This window comes from Pantoea sp. S61, from assembly GCF_016625145.1.
Lineage (GTDB): Bacteria > Pseudomonadota > Gammaproteobacteria > Enterobacterales > Enterobacteriaceae > Pantoea > Pantoea rwandensis_B.
This window is the reverse complement of sequence record NZ_JACVUO010000003.1, coordinates 91206-110647: the sequence shown is the minus strand read 5'-3', so window position 1 is coordinate 110647 and position 19442 is coordinate 91206. Positions and strand designations below refer to the sequence as shown.

15 protein-coding genes are annotated in these 19442 nt (G+C 52.1%); 9 read left to right on the top strand and 6 right to left on the bottom strand.

Features of this window, described 5'->3' with window-relative positions:
* Position 1 precedes the first annotated feature (1 nt).
* Both IAE30_RS08550 and IAE30_RS08545 read right to left on the bottom strand, forming a co-directional pair.
* Positions 2–1150, bottom strand: coding sequence for an efflux RND transporter periplasmic adaptor subunit (locus IAE30_RS08550; protein ID WP_045814306.1), 1149 nt, complete (start codon positions 1148–1150; stop codon positions 2–4).
* A gap of 543 nt (positions 1151–1693) precedes the next feature.
* Complete coding sequence (locus IAE30_RS08545; protein ID WP_038647060.1) at positions 1694–2335, bottom strand: hypothetical protein; 642 nt, start codon at positions 2333–2335, stop codon at positions 1694–1696.
* Between the two features lie 137 nt (positions 2336–2472).
* On the opposite strand from IAE30_RS08545, the gene IAE30_RS08540 reads away from it, so the two are divergent.
* From IAE30_RS08540 to katE, 3 genes are all read left to right on the top strand, one after another.
* Positions 2473–3090, top strand: coding sequence for a LysE family translocator (locus IAE30_RS08540; RefSeq protein WP_370585531.1), 618 nt, complete (start codon positions 2473–2475; stop codon positions 3088–3090).
* 282 nt (positions 3091–3372) lie between these two features.
* Positions 3373–4383: a TIGR04086 family membrane protein gene (locus IAE30_RS08535; RefSeq protein ID WP_200679475.1), complete on the top strand. Its 1011-nt coding sequence runs from the start codon at positions 3373–3375 to the stop codon at positions 4381–4383.
* Between the two features lie 266 nt (positions 4384–4649).
* On the top strand, positions 4650–6914 hold the full coding sequence (katE, locus tag IAE30_RS08530; protein ID WP_200679218.1) for a catalase HPII: 2265 nt from the start codon (positions 4650–4652) through the stop codon (positions 6912–6914).
* 99 nt (positions 6915–7013) lie between these two features.
* On the opposite strand, the gene IAE30_RS08525 is transcribed toward katE, so the two are convergent.
* Positions 7014–9374, bottom strand: coding sequence for a membrane-bound PQQ-dependent dehydrogenase, glucose/quinate/shikimate family (locus IAE30_RS08525; RefSeq protein WP_200679216.1), 2361 nt, complete (start codon positions 9372–9374; stop codon positions 7014–7016).
* Between the two features lie 369 nt (positions 9375–9743).
* Here IAE30_RS08525 and IAE30_RS08520 point away from each other — a divergent pair, with 369 nt between their 5' ends.
* Together IAE30_RS08520 and IAE30_RS08515 are read left to right on the top strand one after the other, a co-directional pair.
* Positions 9744–10673 carry an aliphatic sulfonate ABC transporter substrate-binding protein gene (locus IAE30_RS08520; protein WP_200679214.1) on the top strand — a complete coding sequence of 310 codons (930 nt, stop codon included), beginning with the start codon at positions 9744–9746 and terminating at the stop codon, positions 10671–10673.
* The gene (locus IAE30_RS08515; protein WP_200679212.1) at positions 10670–11989 is read left to right on the top strand and encodes an NtaA/DmoA family FMN-dependent monooxygenase; all 1320 of its coding nucleotides are present in this window, start codon (positions 10670–10672) and stop codon (positions 11987–11989) included. Before IAE30_RS08520 ends, IAE30_RS08515 begins: the two co-directional genes overlap by 4 nt.
* Positions 11990–12052: 63 nt before the next feature.
* On the opposite strand, the gene IAE30_RS08510 is transcribed toward IAE30_RS08515, so the two are convergent.
* Positions 12053–13345 carry a Fic family protein gene (locus IAE30_RS08510; RefSeq protein ID WP_200679204.1) on the bottom strand — a complete coding sequence of 431 codons (1293 nt, stop codon included), beginning with the start codon at positions 13343–13345 and terminating at the stop codon, positions 12053–12055.
* Between the two features lie 281 nt (positions 13346–13626).
* Between IAE30_RS08510 and IAE30_RS08505 the strand changes: the two genes are divergently transcribed.
* Positions 13627–14946 (top strand): MFS transporter, encoded by a 1320-nt coding sequence (locus IAE30_RS08505; RefSeq protein ID WP_200679202.1) that lies wholly within the window; start codon positions 13627–13629, stop codon positions 14944–14946.
* Positions 14947–14949: 3 nt separating this feature from the next.
* On the opposite strand, the gene IAE30_RS08500 is transcribed toward IAE30_RS08505, so the two are convergent.
* A complete protein-coding gene (locus IAE30_RS08500) occupies positions 14950–15582 on the bottom strand; it encodes a DapH/DapD/GlmU-related protein (RefSeq protein WP_200538552.1) in 633 nt (210 codons plus the stop codon).
* A 132-nt stretch (positions 15583–15714) separates the two neighbouring features.
* Here IAE30_RS08500 and IAE30_RS08495 point away from each other — a divergent pair, with 132 nt between their 5' ends.
* Complete coding sequence (locus IAE30_RS08495; protein ID WP_200679200.1) at positions 15715–16617, top strand: ParB/Srx family N-terminal domain-containing protein; 903 nt, start codon at positions 15715–15717, stop codon at positions 16615–16617.
* A gap of 62 nt (positions 16618–16679) precedes the next feature.
* Here IAE30_RS08495 and IAE30_RS08490 read toward each other — a convergent pair whose 3' ends face one another.
* Positions 16680–17774 (bottom strand): tRNA-dihydrouridine synthase, encoded by a 1095-nt coding sequence (locus tag IAE30_RS08490; protein ID WP_200538553.1) that lies wholly within the window; start codon positions 17772–17774, stop codon positions 16680–16682.
* A gap of 104 nt (positions 17775–17878) precedes the next feature.
* Here IAE30_RS08490 and IAE30_RS08485 point away from each other — a divergent pair, with 104 nt between their 5' ends.
* The gene (locus IAE30_RS08485) at positions 17879–18760 is read left to right on the top strand and encodes a LysR family transcriptional regulator (protein ID WP_200538554.1); all 882 of its coding nucleotides are present in this window, start codon (positions 17879–17881) and stop codon (positions 18758–18760) included.
* Positions 18761–18831: 71 nt separating this feature from the next.
* The gene (locus IAE30_RS08480) at positions 18832–19377 is read left to right on the top strand and encodes an NUDIX hydrolase (RefSeq protein WP_200679198.1); all 546 of its coding nucleotides are present in this window, start codon (positions 18832–18834) and stop codon (positions 19375–19377) included.
* The last annotated feature ends 65 nt before the right edge of the window (positions 19378–19442 follow it).

The following is a 19442-nucleotide window of genomic DNA, read 5'->3' as shown; positions in this document are numbered from 1 at the left end:
ATCAGTTACCCTCGCTGGTCGCGGCTTTATCGTTTGGCGTCACTTCCACGGCTTTAACACTCATGCCCGCCTGCACTTTTCCCGTGCCTTCAACAATCAACTTGTCACCACTATTGAGGCCAGAGGTGATCAGCCACTTATTCCCGATCACGCGATCAGCAACCACTTCACGGCTTTCGACTTTATTCTCTTTATCGACCACCAATGCCGTGGCGTTGCCTTTGGCATCACGGGTGATCCCCTGCTGCGGTGCCAGGATTGCGTCGGATTTTACGCCGTTCGTCACATTGGCGCGGACATACATGCCTGGCAGGAGCTCATGTTGCGGATTAGGGAAGATAGCGCGCAGCGTCACGGTGCCGGTGGCTTCATCTACCGACACCTCCGTCAGTTCCAGTTTGCCCGGATGGTCATAAGCACTGCCATCTTCGAGTTTCACCGTCACAGGCACGGCATCAGTGCTCTGCTGTAAGGAAGCCTGCTGACGCTTCAGTTTGAGCAGTTGGACGCTGGATTGCGTCAGATCGACATAAATTGGGTCGAGAGCACGAATCGTCGCCAGCGCAGTGGTTTGACTGGCGGTCACCAGCGCACCTGGTGTCACCGATGAAATGCCAATACGACCGCTGATCGGCGCTTTGATTTGGGTGTAATTCAGATTGATGCGCGCACTTTCTACAGCGGCACGATATTGGTCCACCGATGCCACGTTTTGCTGATAGGTTGCCAAAGCATCATCAGCATCCTGACGCGACACGCCGTTCTCTTTCACCAAAGCTGCATAACGCTCCGCTTTTAATTTGCTGCTTTTTACCAACGCCTGCGCGTTCTTTAATTGTGCGAGCGCTTGATCGTAACTGGCCTGATAGCTGGCCGGGTCGATCTGATATAACACCTGTCCGGCTTTCACTTCGTCGCCTTCGGTAAACAGGCGTTTCAGGATAATGCCCTCAACCTGCGGACGAACTTCGGATGTCATACTGCCGGTCACACGTCCGGCAAGTTGGCTGTCCAGCGTAACCGATTCGTTTTGCAACGTTTTCACACCCACTTCCGTTGTGGTGGCGTGGGTTTGCTGATTGCTACTTTGATCGCAAGCGGCGACTAACAACACCAGTCCGGCGATCACACTGCGCTGAAAATTCTTCATGAATAACCCTGTAGTGAACGTTCATTCTCACCTCACAGTCTACCAAAACATCCATAGATCAACTGTCAGGAAAATGAAAAGAAAGAGAACGGCGCTAAGCTAAACGTGCGGAGCCAAATAGGGAGCTTAAAAAGTTCCGTGAGTGCTTATAAGCAACTGGCGAATAGGCAATTGATATGGGAATCAGTAAAGAAGTTGCTCTTGCGGCGGCGGAACCCGACATGCCAATACACAGGCCGATAGCGATACTAATGGCTTTACAACGCGCATAATAGACGTGGCGTGTGGTAACAGACTGACAATATTTATGTTATTAGGCTTTGCCGCCAAATATACGCTTTCCGTTTCTGTGGCTTTGCACTCAGAATTAATCGCTTCCCTGTCATTTAATCTGATTCACGGTGCAATCAGCGGCATCAGTGCGGGGATATTCTGGGGGAGCATGCTGATTTATTTCATTCCCTGGTATCGACAGCGTAAGAGATTATCCATTTAGCGGGTAAAAAAGGGAGGGCGCCACGTGCAGGCGTCCCTTCCGCGACATTAACGCTTTGCGATCACCGCGGCTAATGCCAGCTGCGGTATCGTCAATGGACGCTCGCTCTCCGGCATGCTGTTTGCGGCGGCTGCCATTGAGACCTGCGCCAGTGCTACGTGTTGTGCGCCCTGCTCGCGCCCCTGTTTTACCGCGTCGGCGATGAGCGCGTGATAGCGTTGATGATCGCCCGCTTTAAATGCGGCCCAGGCGTCAGGAATCAGTGCGACCTGCAGCTGTTTATCCGCTGGCAGCGTCGGTGGACAGAACAACAGACGGGTAGCCGCTAAAGTTGATTCAGCCGCGCAGAGCACCAGTGCAGGTCCTGCCATTTGATGCAGATGATCTGCCAGCATCCGATCTGCGCGATATACCGGGCACCCCGTGTTCTGAGGATTAAAGGTGTCGGCCACGGGCCCCAGCGTTGAACAGGTGATCACTATCGCATCAAACCATGGAGTAAAACTGTGCAGCAACTGTGCCAAACGATGCTGCTGCTCCTGCGTCATACCGCCACTCTCCTCTGCTTCAGCCAGCAGGTGCGGCATCACGATATGACTCAATGAATGAGCAGGTAATTCAAGTGATCGGGCCGCGTGGTCAAACAGCGCGATATTGCTGGCGGCAGTGTGCAGGCAAGCGATGGTCATGGGCTTCCTTATTGTTGTGCGATTGAAATGTCCGCTTAGTCCCGGCGGCGTGATTGCAGTGGTAGATTATTGCTTCACCGTCTAATAATATTCAAAATTATTTAACATATTTAGCCGTTACCCTCATGAACCTGCACGTGCTCGCCTTTATCATTGCGATATTACCGGTGGCCTTGTCGCCAGGAGCGAGTTTCACCCTCGCGATCAACAACACGCTGGTGGCAGGCTCGCGCGGGCTGGCGGCGATCATTCTCGGCACTGCACTGGGTATTTATACCCATGCGCTGCTGATTGGCTTGGGGATCAGCGCCCTGTTAGTGCGATCTCCTATTATCTTTAATCTGTTAAGCGTGGCGGGTGCCGCTTATGTGCTGTGGCTCGGTATACAGCTGTTGCGCCGTGGTCATCATATTTCCCAACCCGTCGCCTCCTACCGCAGCGCCCGCATGGGGATTAAAGATGCCTGGCTAGCCAATGTGCTCAATCCCAAAGCGGTGATGCTCTATCTCACCGTGGTATCGCAATTCGCCGGGCGCGACCATGCCTTGCTGCATTATCTGTTGCTGGCCTCCATACACGTTGCCATCATGGCGCTGTGGCTGGTCATCATCTGTTTTACGTTGCTGACCTCGGCGCGAGTAATCAATATTCGAAAGCTGTCTATTGCCATCAATATCGGGGGGGGATTGATTTTGGTGTTCTTTGCTATCAGCAATTTGGTTCAGCTTTTTATGACATTAAAAGGATTTCCGTGATGATTACAAAGAACAATTTTCGAGGTATTAATAAAAGATAAACGCGTAGTCATTAACCCCTCAAAATCAACCCCATAATTAAGAGCTGACTCACAAAACTACCAATAGTCACCCTTTCAAGGGGTGTCACTCTACTTGAATAAAATATCATTTACTTTTCAAACTTACAGATTGAAAATAATTTCCTCGTAAAAATGATGTGCAATCTTTTTTTAGTCTACCCTCATTTATATCAAGACTGATTCGACGTCATAAAACATTATTTCTTTGAGGAGAATGATGATGCCTGAAACATGGAATAACGATCCCGCGATCGTAACCGAAACGGTTACTGGATTGCCATTAAAACGAATTTCCTGGAGCGCCGTTCTTGCAGGCGTTATTGCTGCGCTTATTGTCCATATATTCCTTGGGTTACTCGGAACCGCAATTGGCGCGACGGTTATCGATCCTCAACAAGATCAAAACCCTCTGGCACACTTAGGTACAGGCGTATTAATTTGGACCGGTTTAAGTATGCTGATTGCCATTGCTGCGGGGAGTTATGTAGCAGGCCGTCTTGCGCAACGTGAAGGTGCGTTGCATGGACTGCTTATGTTTGGTGTGAGCACGCTTATCACGCTTTGGCTGGCTTTCTCGCTTGCCAGCGGAGTGGTAGGAGGTGCCTTCAATATTCTTGGTGCAGGAGCGAATGTTGTTGGAAATGGCCTCTCAGCTGTTGCACCTTCTGTTACGAATATGGCTAAAGAGAAGTTGCAAGAAAACAACATCAATCTTGATTCGCTACAAAACGAATTACAGACCACCCTGCGCCAAACGGGAAAACAAGAATTACAGCCAGAAAATCTACAACAGGATGTCAATAGTGAGGCTAACGGGGCAAGGCAACAGGCTGCCAATACCGCGCAAAATCCGCAAAATGCCGATACCGATATTATCAACTGGGTACGTGGCGTGATGAGTCGTCACTCTGATACCCTGCAAGCCGCAGATCGGGACGCACTGAAGAACATCATCAAAGCGCGCACCGGAAAAAGCGATCAGGAAGCCGACCAGATTGTGAACCAAACGGTCGAAAGCTATCAAAAAGCCGTTGCACAGTTTCAGCAGTTAAAACAGCAGGCCGAACAGAAGGCTCGTGAGGCCGCAGAGAAAGCCGCCGCAGCCACTGCCAAGGCAAGCTGGTTCACATTCTTTGTATTACTTATCGAAGCGGTTCTGGCAGCTGTTATTGGCCGTATAGCTCGACGTACACAACCACGTCAGGTTTTAACCCAAAATGTTCACCATTAAGGGAAATGGGTAAAAGCTTTTATCCACTGCCATGGTCTTGTGATGGGCTATGGCAGTCTAATTACTCACTTTGATACTAAAAACAAGCAACACCTGCGCCGCCTGGCTTATTTTTAAATCTCATCGCAAGCGAAACGGTAATTAACCAAAAAAATACACTTCTTAAGAAAAATCCTCATAAAACCGATCGGTTAAATAAAACCCAGCCCATTTCTCTAGTTGTCCTATATTTAACGAGGTCTTTAAAAATATACTGGAGTGGAACAATGTCGAATGAAGCAAATAAAAAAGAACTCAGCCATCGAGCCCCCACTAAAGGGCCAGAATCATCCCAACCCGGTTTAGGATCTTTAGCGCCTGAAGACGGTTCGCACCAACCACCCGCAGAACCAACACCGCCTGGAAAGCAGCCTACCGCACCCGGCAGCCTTAAAACGCCTGAAACCCAAAGCGCCAAACTCCAACAATTGGAGATAAACCGTAAAAACGGTTCTCATCAGGCGCTCACGACGAACCAGGGCACGCGCATTGCCAACGATCAGAACTCATTGCGCGCGGGCACACGTGGCCCCACTTTGCTCGAAGATTTCATCATGCGTGAAAAAATCACGCACTTTGACCATGAACGCATCCCTGAGCGCATCGTTCACGCCCGAGGATCTGCTGCTCACGGCTACTTTCAGCCTTATCACGCGTTAACAGCACTGACAAAAGCGCACTTCCTTTCTGATCCGGAACAAATCACCCCGGTGTTTGTCCGTTTCTCCACCGTCCAGGGCGGCGCCGGATCGGCTGACACCGTGCGCGATATTCGTGGGTTCGCCACTAAGTTTTATACCGATGAAGGGGTTTTTGATTTAGTGGGTAACAATACCCCCGTATTTTTCATTCAGGATGCCCATAAATTCCCGGATTTTGTGCACGCCGTTAAACCTGAGCCGCACAATGAAATTCCTCAGGGTCAAAGTGCACATGACACCTTCTGGGATTACGTTTCCCTGCAGCCCGAGACCTTGCATAACGTCATCTGGGCGATGTCCGATCGCGGGATTCCACGCAGCTATCGCACCATGGAAGGTTTCGGTATTCACACTTTTCGATTGATCAACGCGGAAGGCAAAGCCACTTTTGTCCGCTTCCACTGGAAGCCTGTCGCAGGTAAGGCCTCTTTACTTTGGGACGAGTCGCAGAAATTAACCGGGCGTGATCCAGATTTCCACCGCCGTGACCTTTGGGAGGCGATCGAAGCGGGTGATTTCCCCGAATATGAATTAGGCCTGCAGCTTATCCCCGAAGAGGACGAGTTTAAGTTCGATTTCGATATCCTTGATGCCACTAAACTGATTCCGGAAGAGTTGGTGCCGGTAGAGATCGTTGGCAAGATGGTGCTAAACCGCAATCCCGATAATTTCTTTGCAGAAACAGAACAGGTCGCCTTCCATCCTGGACACATTGTTCCGGGGCTGGATTTTTCCAACGATCCGTTGCTGCAAGGCAGGTTATTCTCGTACACCGACACGCAGATTAGCCGCCTGGGCGGGCCTAATTTCCATGAAATCCCTATCAATCGTCCGGTTTGCCCTTATCATAATTTCCAACGGCAAGGCATGCACCGTCAGGACATTGATACCAATCCAGCAAATTATGAGCCCAACTCGATTAATGATAATTGGCCACGTGAAACACCGCCGGCAGCAGAAGGTGGCGGCTTTGACAGCTATCAGGAGCGAATGGAAGGACATAAAGTGCGGGAGCGCAGCCCCTCCTTTGGCGAATATTACTCTCAACCGAGATTGTTCTGGTTAAGCCAAACGCCTGTCGAGCAGCAGCACATCATCGATGCCTATTCGTTCGAGTTGAGCAAAGTTGCCCGCCCTTACATTCGAGAGCGTGTGGTCGATCATCTGTTGAATATTGATATCGCTTTAGCACAAGGGGTTGCCGATAACCTCGGGATTGCCCTCACGGCTGATCAATTGAAGACGCCGCCCGCACCAGACGTTAATGGCCTGAAGAAAGACAGTAGCCTGAGTTTGTATGCTGTGCCCGACGGTGATATCAAAGGCCGTCAGGTTGCTCTGCTGTTGAGCGATGGCGTGAAATCGGCAGATGTACTGGCCACATTGCAGACACTGAAAACCGCTGGCGTACACACAAAATTACTGGCGCCACATATGGGTCAGATTCGTGCTGATGATGGGTCAGTGTTACCGGTTGACGCGACTTTTGCTGGACTACCTTCACTGACATTTGATGCGGTATTTGTCCCAGATGGCAACATTGATGCACTGCTGTTGAGTGGAGACAGTCGCTACTTCTTATTGGAAGCGTATAAACATCTTAAGGTGATTGGCCTCAGTGGAGAGGCTCGTCGTTTTAAGGCGCAATTCGCGCTCAAAGATGATGAAGAAGAAGAAGGGATCGTGGAGGGTGATACTTCCGACGACAAGGTACTGAATGCCTTTGTCGATGCAATGAAGGCTCATCGCGTATGGTCGCGTAGTCAAAAAGCGCTTTCCGTCCCTGCTTGATGGAGTCCTTAAGACAACGGAGAAGCAGCCTTCTCTAAACAAAAAAGCGCACCTGTACAGGTGCGCTCCTTAAAATGATTTCATGATTTCATGACTTCATTACTTCAAACGGAACGCCACTACGCTGTCACCCGCCTGGGTACCCAGCGAACCGTGACCACCCGCCGCGATGACCACGTACTGCTTACCGTCTTTACCCATAAAGGTTGACGGTGTGGCCTGCGCACCCGCGCTCAGCTCGGTCTGCCACAGCAGCTCACCGGTGGTGCTGTCGTAAGCACGGAAGAAGTTATCCGCGGTTGCGCCATGGAACACCAGATCACCCGCTGTCAGCAATGGACCACCGTGTGCCACCATGCCCATCGGGAAGCCGATTGGGAAGCGGCCCGGCAGGAAGCTGGTTTTCAGATTTTTGGTCACACCCACACGGCGCAACCACTCGGTTTTCCCGGTTTTCAGATCCACACCGACCATGCGACCCCAAGGTGGCGCGATACACGGAATGCCCAGCCCAGACGCCAGCTGCTGAATGTGAATCGCGTAGTCACCCTGGAAGTTTTCATTCCAGTATGGCTGGCCATCTTTGGTGAACAGACGCTGCGTTTCGGTCTGCGGCGTACGCTTGATCAGGTTGTATTTGTAGGCCAGGCGTACCGGTGCGGCAATGAGCATCTGACGCTGCGGATCAACCGCCACAGAACCCCAGTTGAACACGCCAATGTTACCCGGGAAGATCAGCGAACCGGCTTCAGTGGCTGGCGTCCATGGGTTGCCATCATAACGCAGCGAACGGAAATCCATGCGGCATGACATCTGGTCAAACGGCGTGATGCCCCACATTGATTTCTCAGTCAGCGGGTCTGGAATGAAGTTCAGGCTCGACACCGGCTGAGTCGCGGCAAACTTCTCACCCGGCACACCGCCTTCAGTGGATACCTTCACCTGATTAACCGGATACACCGGCTGACCGGTCAGACGATTCAAGACAAACAGGTTACCGGTTTTAGTTGGCAGGATCACCACAGGCTGTTTCTGACCCTGATAATCGATATCCAACAGCGACGGCTGTGATGGGTTATCGCGGTCCCACAGATCGTGGTTCGAACTCTGATAACGCCATTTGAACGCACCGGTTTGCAGATCCAGCGCCACTAATGCGTCGCGGAACTTCTCGGTGTTGCTGTTAGCATCACGCTCGATGCCCACTTCATCCGGTGACGCGTTACCAAACGGCACGTAAACCAGACCATTTTTCAGGTCAGCGCTCAGCGTGCCCCAGGCGACGGGCGTATCCTGCGGATAGTTTTGTCCTGCTGCCACTGGCGATGTATTGTCAGGGTTAGCCGGATCGAAGTTCCATACCAGACGACCGGTTTCGGCGTCATAAGCACGAATCACACCCGACGGGTTACCGCTGTTGAAGCCGTTGTCCATGACTGAACCACCGACAATCACCAGCTTGCCGGCCACCAGCGGTGCGGCAGTTTGCATCAACGCATGTGGGCGCACTTCGCCCATGTTGGCATGCAGATCCACCACGCCGTTAGTGCCGAAATCAGCACAAGGTTTGCCGGTATCGGCATCCAGAGCAATCAGCTGTGCATCGGTGGTGGCGTTGAAGATACGCTTACGGCAGATGGCTGGAGCCGCAGCTGAATCTTGCGCAGCAACCGGGCTTTGCTCGTAATAGCTCACACCACGACAGGTCTGGTGCTGCTGCAGGTAAGAACGATCTTTATTTGGTGTGTACTTCCACTTCACCGCACCGGTTTCAGGATCGAGTGCGTGCACTTCGTTATGAGGCGTACAGAAGTACAGCATACCGTTGGTTTTCACCGGCGTAGCCTCGAAAGTGTACTCGCTGGCATCCGCATCCTGACGCAAATCGCCAGTGTGATAAGTCCAGGCCACTTCGAGGTTTTGTACGTTCTCTTTGGTGATTTGATTCAGTGAAGAGAAGCGTTGACCGTCAGTGGTCCCGCCGTATGCGGTCCAGTCGTTAGCGGCACCCTGCTCGCTGGCTTGTTCACGCGCATTGCTGATCGTACCCGCCTGTGGCAGTGGATCGTAAAAGCACAGCCCGATCACCACCACAATCATCACGATGACGGTGCCACCCAGGAAGGTGTGGAAGCGGCGTTCGCCCTGATACAACGGTTTGACAACCCACGGCATCGCCAGCCACAGGCCGATCACGCCAAACAGATCGCCACGAGGGATCCATTGCCATTTATCAAAGCCCACTTCCCAGATAATCCAGGCCAGGGTAATCCACATCAGAACCGCATACAGCGTCAACGCACTACGCTGGTTTCTGAACAGTAAAATAGCGGTAATCAGCAAGCCCACCGCCATCAGTGCATAGAACGCGCTGCCGCCCAGCATCAGCAATTTTCCGCCCATATAGAGCAGCGCTAATGCCAGAATCGCCAGCACGATACTGGTTAATTTGTTAACCATGCCAATCCCTCAACGTTTTTCATCAATTACCACCCAAAATAAACCCACATAAACTCAACAGAATTTTAACGTACGTTATCGAACAGTAAAAACCCGTTGCTGAGTGTGTCGTTAGCTCCGCTTATGAATGTAGCCGGGCTAAAGACTGATGAATCCCGCCGAGTTCAATGTGTGACTGAAATCACGTTTTATTTTTCGTCGTGAGAATTAATCATTAGTGAGGATAAATCGCATTTTTTGATAACGCCCCATGCGAGATATTTTACCCGTTGCGGCTTTTGCGCTCACTGCATAACGTTGCGCGGATTTGTTACTACGCCTGCTGTAGCGGAAAACTTACGCTGTTTTCTTTTTTCTCAGGGAAACACGATGAAAGTTACGCTTATCGCCAGCGCATTGCTGGCCATCACCTTCAACGCTTTTGCTGCCAAAACCGAACTCGTGGTGGGCGATCAAAAAGGCAACGCCCGAGCGGTGATGTCCGCCGCCGGTGAACTCAACAATCTGCCTTATGAGATCAAATGGTACGAATTTCCTAACGCCGCTCCCTTGCTTGAATCACTCAATTCTCAGCATCTGGATGCGGGATTAGTCGGTGATGGTCCACTGGCTTTTGCGGTAGCGGCAGGCGCTAAAATTCGCGCCATTCAGGCCTCGCAATATCTGGGCAACGGATTGCTGGTCAAAAAGGACAGCGCTGTTCGTAACATTGCCGACCTCAGAGGTAAAAAAGTGGCCACGGTGAAAGGCTCATCAGGCCAAAACATGGTGCTCAACGCACTTCACCAGGCCGGATTACCTGATGACAGCGTTAACTTTGTTTTCACCACGCCTGCTGAAGCGACATTAGCACTGGATAACGGCGCAGTGGATGCCGTGGCGACATGGGAACCCTATGTCTCCTTTGCGGTAGCTCAGTCAGGTGATCGCATCGCTATCGACGGTAAGGAGGCGCCCGTCTCCAACTATCTGGTGGCCACCGATAGTGCGATCAGCAGTAAACGCACGGAGCTGAGTGATTTTCGGCAACGCCTGATACGCGCTCGCGCATGGGGCGTGGCTCACCCGCAGGAGTATGCCAATGGCATCGCATCGTTGTTGCGCCTGCCTGATAACGTCACCCTGAGTAAAGTTCAGCGTGAAAACAATGCCCCGGTTGAAGACTATGCGCTGGTGGCACAGCGCCAGCAGGCCGCCATAGATACCTTCGCGCGCAGCGGATTAATCAAACCCGGCCTGCAAGCAAGCAGCCTGGTTGATGCATCATTCTTTGAAAAACAGGGAGCGTCTAAACCATGATGAATCTGGCGTTGTACCTCGACTCAGGCATTCATCAGGGGGGCTGGCGTCATCCGCAGGCCGCCACGACCGGCGGCCGTAACTGGCCGCTGTACCGTAAAATTGCCCAACGCGCTGAAGCGGCAAAACTCGATATGATTTTTGTGGCGGATAAGTTAGCGATTGATGATGTGTATGGCGGACATCTGGCACATACCGTGCAGCATCGTCAGGTAGGTTGGTCTGAGCCGCTCACCTTACTGGCCGCACTGGCGGCGGTCACCGATCGTATTGGCTTAGGCGGTACGGTCTCCTCCTCCTATTCCGAACCCTATACCACCGCGCGGCAGTTGGCCAACATCGATCACATCAGCAATGGGCGCGCGGCATGGAACGTGGTGACCTCACTTACTCATGCCGAAGCACGTAATTTCGGCCGCAGCCAGCACTTCAGCCATGAGGATCGCTATCGCCGAGCAGCAGAGTTCATCGACGTGATGAAAACCCTCTGGGACAGCTTTGAAGAGGATGCGTTGGTGGTAGATAAAAGCCGCGCACGCTTTGCCGACCCGGCGCGTTTTCATCGCTTCGACCACCAGGGTGAATCGTTTGAGGTGCAGGGTCCCCTAAACCTGCCCCGTCCGCCGCAAGGGCATCCGGTGGTGATTCAGGCCGGTGTTTCTGAAGCTTTTATCGATTTGGCCGCCCAACACGCAGAGATGCTGTTTGTAGTGCAACCTAACCGGGAACGCGCGCAGCAATTTTATCAAACCCTCAAAGAACGTGCGCAACACTACCATCGCCAACCCGATCAACTCCGTGTCATGCCGGGTTTAGTGCCCATTGTTGGCCACAGCGAACGGGATGCCAGCGATCGTGCTGAATATCTCAAATCACTGATCACCGTGGAATCCGGCCTTAGTTTTGTCTCTGCCAGCATGAACATCGACCTGTCACAGTATCCGGTAGATGGACCGGTGCCCGATTTGCGTGAACAGATCACCGGCAGTAAAGGCCGTTTTCAATATGTCATTGCCAACGCGATCGAGCAAAATCTGACGCTCGGCGAGATGGCGAAACGTTATGCGGAGAGCCTGTCGTTCCCTTCACCCACTGGCACGGCGGATCATATCGCGCAACAGATGATCGATTGGTATCAACATCAGGCTTGTGATGGATTTGTCATTCTTCCCACCTATATTGATGAAAATGAAGATCTGTTCCTCAGCCAGGTGGTACCGCGCTTGCAAGATGCAGGGGTGTTTCATCAGGATTATGCTGCGGGCACACTGCGCGAACGTTTAGGCCTTGCTAAGCCGGCTAATCGCTTTCATTGATACGTTCGCTGATGATCGCAAGCAATCGCAAAAATTATGCTTTTTGCGATTACTTGCGATATCTCAACGTTTTTTTAGCCACTCTTTGAGTTTCCATAAGGAGACCGGCGCTTGATACACCGTGCCCTTACCCTCTTTGATCGGTCTCAATAAGCCTTGATCGGCCAGGTTTTTTAACCGACTGCGCGCGGTATTATCTGCGATACCGAGTCTTGCCTTCACCCCTGCGGCGCTCAACAGCGAACCCGGCGCATGCAGCGCAATCGCCATGATATCCAGCTCACCTTTCGCCAACGACATATTCTCTTCGACCCAATGCACCAGGCGCGCCCGTTCCTGATGCAGCGTGGTAATTTGCTCTGTGAAAGCGTGCACGGCGCGCATGACGACTTCACATTGGAATTGGACAAAATAGGTAAGATCAAGCTCGTCCGTTTCGCTGTAGAGGTAAGACATTCCGTATTTAACGGCGGCAGCCTTGAGGAGTTTACTGATCGAAATATAGCGAAAGGCGTGATAGCCACGACGGATCAAATGATGATAGAACAAGCCACGAGCCGTACGTCCATTGCCATCATTGAAGGGATGAATGTAACCAATGGCAAAATGCAGAATACACGCGACCAGCAACGGGTGTGTACCCTGCTGTTCAAGAAACTCAACTTCAGCGCATAACGCATCCAGCATGCCATTCAGTGCGGCATAATCGGGCGGTTGATGAATGATTTCGCCATCTCGCCCGGCGACAAATACGTCATTGTTGCTGCGCACTTCCCCGGGCCGATATTTTTCGTCATTGATGCCGGAACAGGCGATGTGATGCATATGCAGGATATCGGCGCGGGTCAGCGGCCCCTCGCCCATTGCGGCAATATGCTGCATCAGCCGCCAATTCCCCATGATCATGCTCTCATCTTCGTTGCGGGGCTCCCTTCCTACCTCCAGTAATTCCATGGCCACCCGCGAGGTGGTTGCGGCCCCTTCAAGCTGGCTGGAAGAAATCGCCTCTTCCATGATCAATTGGGACATCAGGTAGGAAGCCGCGTCTTCATCAGTCGGCTCACCGTTGCGCGCAAAGGTCATGCGATCCACCAGGGAGATGGCCGCGTTAATTTTGGCGGTAAAGTTGCAACTCACTTCCTGTGACGCAATCACGAAGTGCTGAGCACTACTCTGTCGTTTAAATTTTAACGCGCTCCACGCGGCCAATCGTTCATCAGCATCCCGGATACGACGGCTAAGCTCGTCGAAATGCAGATAACGCATATCCCACTCAGCATAGCGGCTTAGCAGCTCCACTGTCTCAGCGTGGGTCTGGGTATCAAGCAGTTGTTTAGGGGGACGGCGTAATCTCATCTCAAGCAATCTCAAAAATAGTCACTTTTGAGTTTACTTGAGAGAGTGCGCGGTGACCAATATTGCATTCATTTAAAAATGAAAAATTGATGACTCCCCGCACTATAAAAGAACGCTTATGTGATCATGCTGGTGCAAAGTGTCTAACCATGAGCAACCTGTTGATCACCCTTATTACATTTGGGGCTTTCCTTGCAGACTCTCACTAGTTGTTAGCAGCCTTACCATTTTGGCATCAGCTTTGCTTAATGATTTCTGTGTTCTTTTTCAGGAGTCGCGCTATGCAAGCATCCTCTACTCGCTACACAATTTTTTCACTGCTGTTTTTGATCGCGCTGATTAACTACGTTGATCGCGGCGCGCTCTCTTTTGCTGCTAACGCCATCTCCCAAGAGTTTCATTTCAGCAAAGTCCAACTGGGCGCGGTGCTGAGTTATTTCGGTTTCGGTTATCTGTTTGGCTCGCTGTGTGGTGGTTTTCTTGCCGACCGACTTGGTACTAAAAAGGTGTGGCTGATGGCGGGCATCCTGTGGTCGTTGCTGGAAATGGCTACTGCATGGGCCGGAGAAGTCGGCATGGCCATATTTGGTGGTTCAGCCATTATGGGGTTTGCCGCGTTACGAATCCTGTTTGGTTTTTCCGAAGGTCCAGCCTATGCGCTGATGAACAAAACCATTGCTCACTGGGCGCCAGATAATGAACGCGGTTTTGCCTTGAGCATCGGTTTGCTGAGCACTCAGGTCGGTTCGCTGTTAACGGCCCCGATTGCCGTAGGACTGCTGCTGTTAACCAACGACTGGCGGATGATGTTTATTCTGCTGGGTGCTTTCTCTCTGCTGGCCATGCTGTTGTTTGCGCGTAACTTTACTGACACGCCGCTGTTGCACCCGCGCGCCAACGTGGCTGAACGGCAGCTGATTATCAATGGACAAAAGCGTGAAAACCAACATGACGGCGCGCTGCCATGGTGGCGCTTCTTCACCAGCCGTACCCTGGTGTGCAACGCGCTCGGTTATTTCAGCTTCCTCTATATCACCTTCACCCTGGTGACCTGGTTGCCTAAATATCTGCAGGATAACTTCCACTACGATCTGCATTCTTTGTGGTACGTGGCAATGATTCCGTGGAGCGGTGCCTGCTTCACTGTCCTGCTCGGCGGGCGTATTGCCGATCGACTGCTGGCACGCTTTAACAATCTTCGCCTCGCAAGGAACGTCTTTGCGGCCATCACGCTCTGCGCGACCGCCTGTTGTTTTATGGCGATTCCATGGATGAGTTCAGCGACAGGTATCATCGCACTGATGACGCTGGGTAACGCGCTCAATGCGCTGGTGAATAACGTGTATTGGTCTGTAGTGATTGATGTGACGCCGAAAGCCTCAGTAGGTGCTTATAGCGGCATGACGCTGGCGATTGCCAATCTCGCCTCGATCATCTCTCCAATGTTGTGCGGTTGGTTAGCGGAATATTACGGTTACAACGCGATGTTCACCGTCACCGCCTGCATAGCTTTTGGCAGTATGCTGGCGATGACGCTGTTGCAACCCGAGAAACGCCTGCAGTCCGATGCACCGGCAGTAGCAGCACAGCAGGCGATGTAGTTTCTATACCGCGTGCCGCTGACAGAACGCAGCAATGTCTGGCGACTGGAAGTCCGCCAGATGTGCCATCAGCTTCTCCAGCGGCCAATTCCACCACGCAATCGCCTGCAACTGAGCCGCGATGTCCGGCGTGAAACGGCCACGAATGGGTTTCGCAGGCACGCCGCCAACAATGGTGTAAGGTGCCACGTCTTTAGTGACCACCGCGCCAGCAGCCAATACCGCACCATCGCCGACGGTCACGCCCGGCAATACAATCACGCCATGACCGATCCACACATCGTTGCCGATGATGACGCGGTCCTCTCGACGGTTGGCAAAAAAACCCGCATCACGCTGTGCCTGAGGGTCATAATATTCCGGGCAGTAGGTAAAACGATGCTGGGAAGCGCGATCCATCGGATGATTCGGTGCCCCAATACGCACCTGATTGGCAATCGCGGTGAAACGTCCAATCTGCGCATCAGCGACACAACAGTGCTCGCCCAGGTAAGAGAAATCACCCAACTCGCTATATTCAAGATAACTTTCGGCGAGAATCTCACATTGCTGACCAATGTGGGTTTCGCGCATACGCACGCCAGGATCGATGACGGTGTGTTGCAGTTTAGCCGGTTGGACAGCGGCAATAGCCATAGCAAGCTCCAATGTGGTCAGAGGTCTGGATAACGGGATGTATCAGGTCAACGGCGAAGCACAACACTAAAGCGGCAAGATGACAGAAATGCTATCGTAGCGGCTTCGTTATCGGCCATTTAAGGAAAGGGAATGAGAACACCGTGGTCACTGTTAGCACTATTGTGGTCTTCTGGTCAGGCGTCAGCGGCACTGCCCGCTGATATCAAAGCGGGTGATATCGTGCAGGTGCAGTTATCACAATTGCATCCCACGCAAGCCGCGATTGGGTACCGCCAGTTGGATTACAAACTGCACCGTTACCAGGCCGATTCCAAAAAGCTGTTCGATGATTTTTGTGAAAGCATGGGACAGAAAGGCGTAGACAAGTTCAACAGCAAATCACGCATCTCAGATCCAGACAGCTTCACCTGTAAAGCCCCGGTGGGTGCGCAGCCAGGACCGATGAAAACCGCCGTCATCGCCCCGGATAATGCACTCTACCTCACGGATGGTCACCACACTTTCAGTAACTTTGCTGACATTGGTGGCTTGAAAACACGCGTGCAGGTGCGCATCACCAATGATTTCCGCAATCTGAAAACCATGAGTGCTTTCTGGCAGCAAATGGAGGCCGCGCATCTGGTCTGGCTGGATACGCCCAAAGGCAAAATCACCCCGCATGACCTGCCGAAAGAACTCGGCCGTAAATATATGCAGGATGACGAATATCGTTCGCTGGTCTATTTCGTGCGCGATATCGGCTTCGAGAAAGAGGACAATCCCCCGCCGTTCCTTGAATTCTATTGGGGTAAATGGCTGGAGACTGAACTGCCGCTGAAATCATTCGATCTGCACGATCGCAAAGGCTATGGCAAAGCAGTGAGTGCTATTGCCGAAAAAATCACGGATATTCCCAAAGACACGGTAATTGCGCAAAGCGATAGCGGTGCGCTGACCGCTGAAAAGCTCGGCGCAATGAAAAAGGTGAACGAGAAGAAACTGGACAAGCTGATTTCTGAAGATGGCAAATTGGGTTGGGCGTTCAAACAGTAATGGCAAGCACGGGGTGTGCATTACACCCGTGCTTATCACCCTCTTTTAGCGCGGTTAAATAATTACACCAACTCGCAATCCTTCACATCTGCTGAAGGAGCTAATAGATTTTTATCGAACTCACGCAATGGCGCTGTATCACGGATACGCATCGGCCAGTCAGGATTGGCCAGCGCGCTTTTACCCAGCGCCACAAAATCAGCCCCCTGTTCCAGTGCCTGTGAGGCTCGATGGCAGTCTGACAGCGAACCATTTGCCACAATGGTCAGACTGGGTGCCACCTCGCGAGCAAGCTGCACCAGCGAGCGTGCATTGTCAGTAAACGCGGGTTGTAGCGCGTCATATTCGGTGAGGTGCAGGTAATCAATGCCCGAATCCGCTAACAGACGGAACACCTGCTTTGCGCCCGCTTCCCCTTCCCGCCACTTATGGTGGAAATCATTCACTTTGCCCTGTGAAATACGCACACCTAAGGTGACATCCTGGCCAATGCGCTGGCGTACCGCTCGGATCACCGCAAGGGTCAGCGACAAGCGTGCTGTGATATCGCCGCCCCAGCGATCGTGACGCTGATTGGTGTAATCCGTGAAGAATTGATCGAGCAGATAGCCATTCGCACCATGAATTTCAATGCCATCAAATCCGGCTACACCAATCGCGCGCGCGGCAGTCTCGGCAAAACTGTCAATTGCCTGCTGAATCTGCTCCTCGCTCATTTCTGTCGGCAACGCATAGTCGCCATGACCATGGTAAAAGCCCAGCTGTTCTCCGCGCGGTTGCACGGCTGAGGGAGCAAGGGTATCGCGTCGGTAAATATTGCCCTGGGAAATCGCGCCTGCATGCATCAGTTGTGCGATGATTTTGCCGCCATGCTGATGCACAGCATCCGTAATGGCCCGCCAGCCCGCGACCTGTCGGCTATTGACCAAACCAGCCTGGAACGCGTAAGTCTGCGACCAGGCTTCATCGATATACAATCCTTCCGTAATGATGGTGCCAAAACCGCCGCGAGCGAAACGGGTGTAATAGTGCTTCATACGGTTGCCTGGCACGCCATCCACCGTGGCAGAGATGCGTGTCATGGGCGCAACCATGATGCGATTCTTCAATGCGAGGCGATTTAACGTGCCGCTCTGAAATAAGTGTTTATCGGCCATTTTGCCTTGTTCTTTCCTGATTATCGTCAGAGCGCAGTATAGTGTGTCGCATTAAGCGCAAAAATGGCCAAAGATGATACGTCTGTATAACGGAAATCGTTAAAATGAACTCCAAAGATATTGAGGTTTTCCTGATGGTGTCGCAAACCCGTAGCCTGACGCAGGCGGCACGTCGGCTAAATACCACGCCGATGACGGTGTCACGGCGGCTGGCCTCGCTGGAGGAAGATCTCGGCGTGAGGTTGCTGCACCGCACCACCCGCGCTATCGCGCTAACGGTAGAAGGGGAAGAGTTTCTGCCTTACGCTAAATCACTGGCGGAAACCGAGCAGAGCGCACGCAACCTGTTTTCCCCACACCAGCAAGGTGCGACCGGACAACTGCGTATTACGGCACCTTCAGGATTTGGCCGTCGCACCATCATCCCTTTGTTACCTGCTTTAATGGAGGCGAACCCCGAACTGCGCATTGAATTTCAGTTCAGTGATGATGTGACCGATCTGGTGGGATTGGGCTACGATGTCGCCATTCGTATTGCACCGCTGCGTGACTCCCGTCTGGTTGCTCATCGTCTTGCTGACAACCCGCGTATGCTGTGCGCCTCACCCGATTATCTGCAACGCTTTGGTACGCCTCAGACATTGAATGATCTTCACAGGCATAACTGCCTGCGACTTTCCGGTGTGGTGCAGTGGAGCTTTATCATTGATGGACATATTTCCAGCTTGAGCGTGGAGGGGCGTTTCAGTGGCAGTAACGTAGAGGGTGTGCGTACACTCTGTGTGGCCGGCAGTGGCATTGCGCAGTTATCCGAGTGGGATATAAGGGAAGAACTATCTGCAGGCACACTGGTTGCCATCGATTTACTCGATGCCCAACCACAGATGCTCGGTGTTTGGGCGCTGTTCCCTACCACGCGACAATTACCCGCACGCGTGACGGTATTTCTTAATGCGCTGAAACAAGTAATGGACAAAAACAGATAAATACCCTGTTCTCGCGCCGCCGTTATAGGCTTAAATCATTGATTCAATGATTCACTTCATGGAGGCCCATCTTGAAACCTGAAATTCACACCCTCGCATCGACAGAAATCTATCACAATCGCTGGATGACGCTTAAAGAAGATAAAATTCAACGGGCGGATGGCAGTGAAGGCATCTACTCAGTGATTGAAAAGAACGATTTTGTGGTGATTCTTCCGGTAGAGCAGGACAGTATTTTCGTGGTGGAGCAGTACCGTTATCCTATCAGTGAACGCACCATTGAGCTTCCCCAGGGCAGTTGGGAACTCGACCCTGGCGCCACACCCGAAGCGCTGGCCGCTGGCGAGTTGCAAGAAGAGACCGGGTTAATTGCCGATCGCTGGCAGTATGTTGGCTATCAAAAACTGGCACAGGGATATTCAGCGCAGGGATACCACATCTACCTTGCCAGCGAGTTGCGCTATCAGGGACAAAGCCTGGATGCGGAAGAAGTTGGGCTGACCGCGCGAAAAATGAAGATCAGCGAGTTTCTGCAACTGGTGTTGGCAGGGAAAGTCACCGATGCCACCTCCGTGACCGCGTTTTTGCTGGCGCGGGCGAAAGGGTTGATAGATTAATTAAAAGTTAAGTTTGAGGCGTCGTTCATGAATAATGAACTGATGAAGTTATTGCGTGTTATTCC

What these genes read in the sequence shown, in the direction of transcription:
- IAE30_RS08500 (WP_200538552.1), bottom strand. Translation starts at nt 15,582, where the DNA reads ATGGCTATTGCCGCTGTCCAACCGGCTAAACTGCAACACACCGTCATC.
- IAE30_RS08550 (WP_045814306.1), bottom strand. Translation starts at nt 1,150, where the DNA reads ATGAAGAATTTTCAGCGCAGTGTGATCGCCGGACTGGTGTTGTTAGTC.
- IAE30_RS08525 (WP_200679216.1), bottom strand. Translation starts at nt 9,374, where the DNA reads ATGGTTAACAAATTAACCAGTATCGTGCTGGCGATTCTGGCATTAGCG.
- IAE30_RS08490 (WP_200538553.1), bottom strand. Translation starts at nt 17,774, where the DNA reads ATGGCCGATAAACACTTATTTCAGAGCGGCACGTTAAATCGCCTCGCA.
- katE (WP_200679218.1), top strand. Translation starts at nt 4,650, where the DNA reads ATGTCGAATGAAGCAAATAAAAAAGAACTCAGCCATCGAGCCCCCACT.
- IAE30_RS08520 (WP_200679214.1), top strand. Translation starts at nt 9,744, where the DNA reads ATGAAAGTTACGCTTATCGCCAGCGCATTGCTGGCCATCACCTTCAAC.
- IAE30_RS08505 (WP_200679202.1), top strand. Translation starts at nt 13,627, where the DNA reads ATGCAAGCATCCTCTACTCGCTACACAATTTTTTCACTGCTGTTTTTG.
- IAE30_RS08545 (WP_038647060.1), bottom strand. Translation starts at nt 2,335, where the DNA reads ATGACCATCGCTTGCCTGCACACTGCCGCCAGCAATATCGCGCTGTTT.
- IAE30_RS08510 (WP_200679204.1), bottom strand. Translation starts at nt 13,345, where the DNA reads ATGAGATTACGCCGTCCCCCTAAACAACTGCTTGATACCCAGACCCAC.
- IAE30_RS08485 (WP_200538554.1), top strand. Translation starts at nt 17,879, where the DNA reads ATGAACTCCAAAGATATTGAGGTTTTCCTGATGGTGTCGCAAACCCGT.
- IAE30_RS08535 (WP_200679475.1), top strand. Translation starts at nt 3,373, where the DNA reads ATGCCTGAAACATGGAATAACGATCCCGCGATCGTAACCGAAACGGTT.
- IAE30_RS08495 (WP_200679200.1), top strand. Translation starts at nt 15,715, where the DNA reads ATGAGAACACCGTGGTCACTGTTAGCACTATTGTGGTCTTCTGGTCAG.
- IAE30_RS08515 (WP_200679212.1), top strand. Translation starts at nt 10,670, where the DNA reads ATGATGAATCTGGCGTTGTACCTCGACTCAGGCATTCATCAGGGGGGC.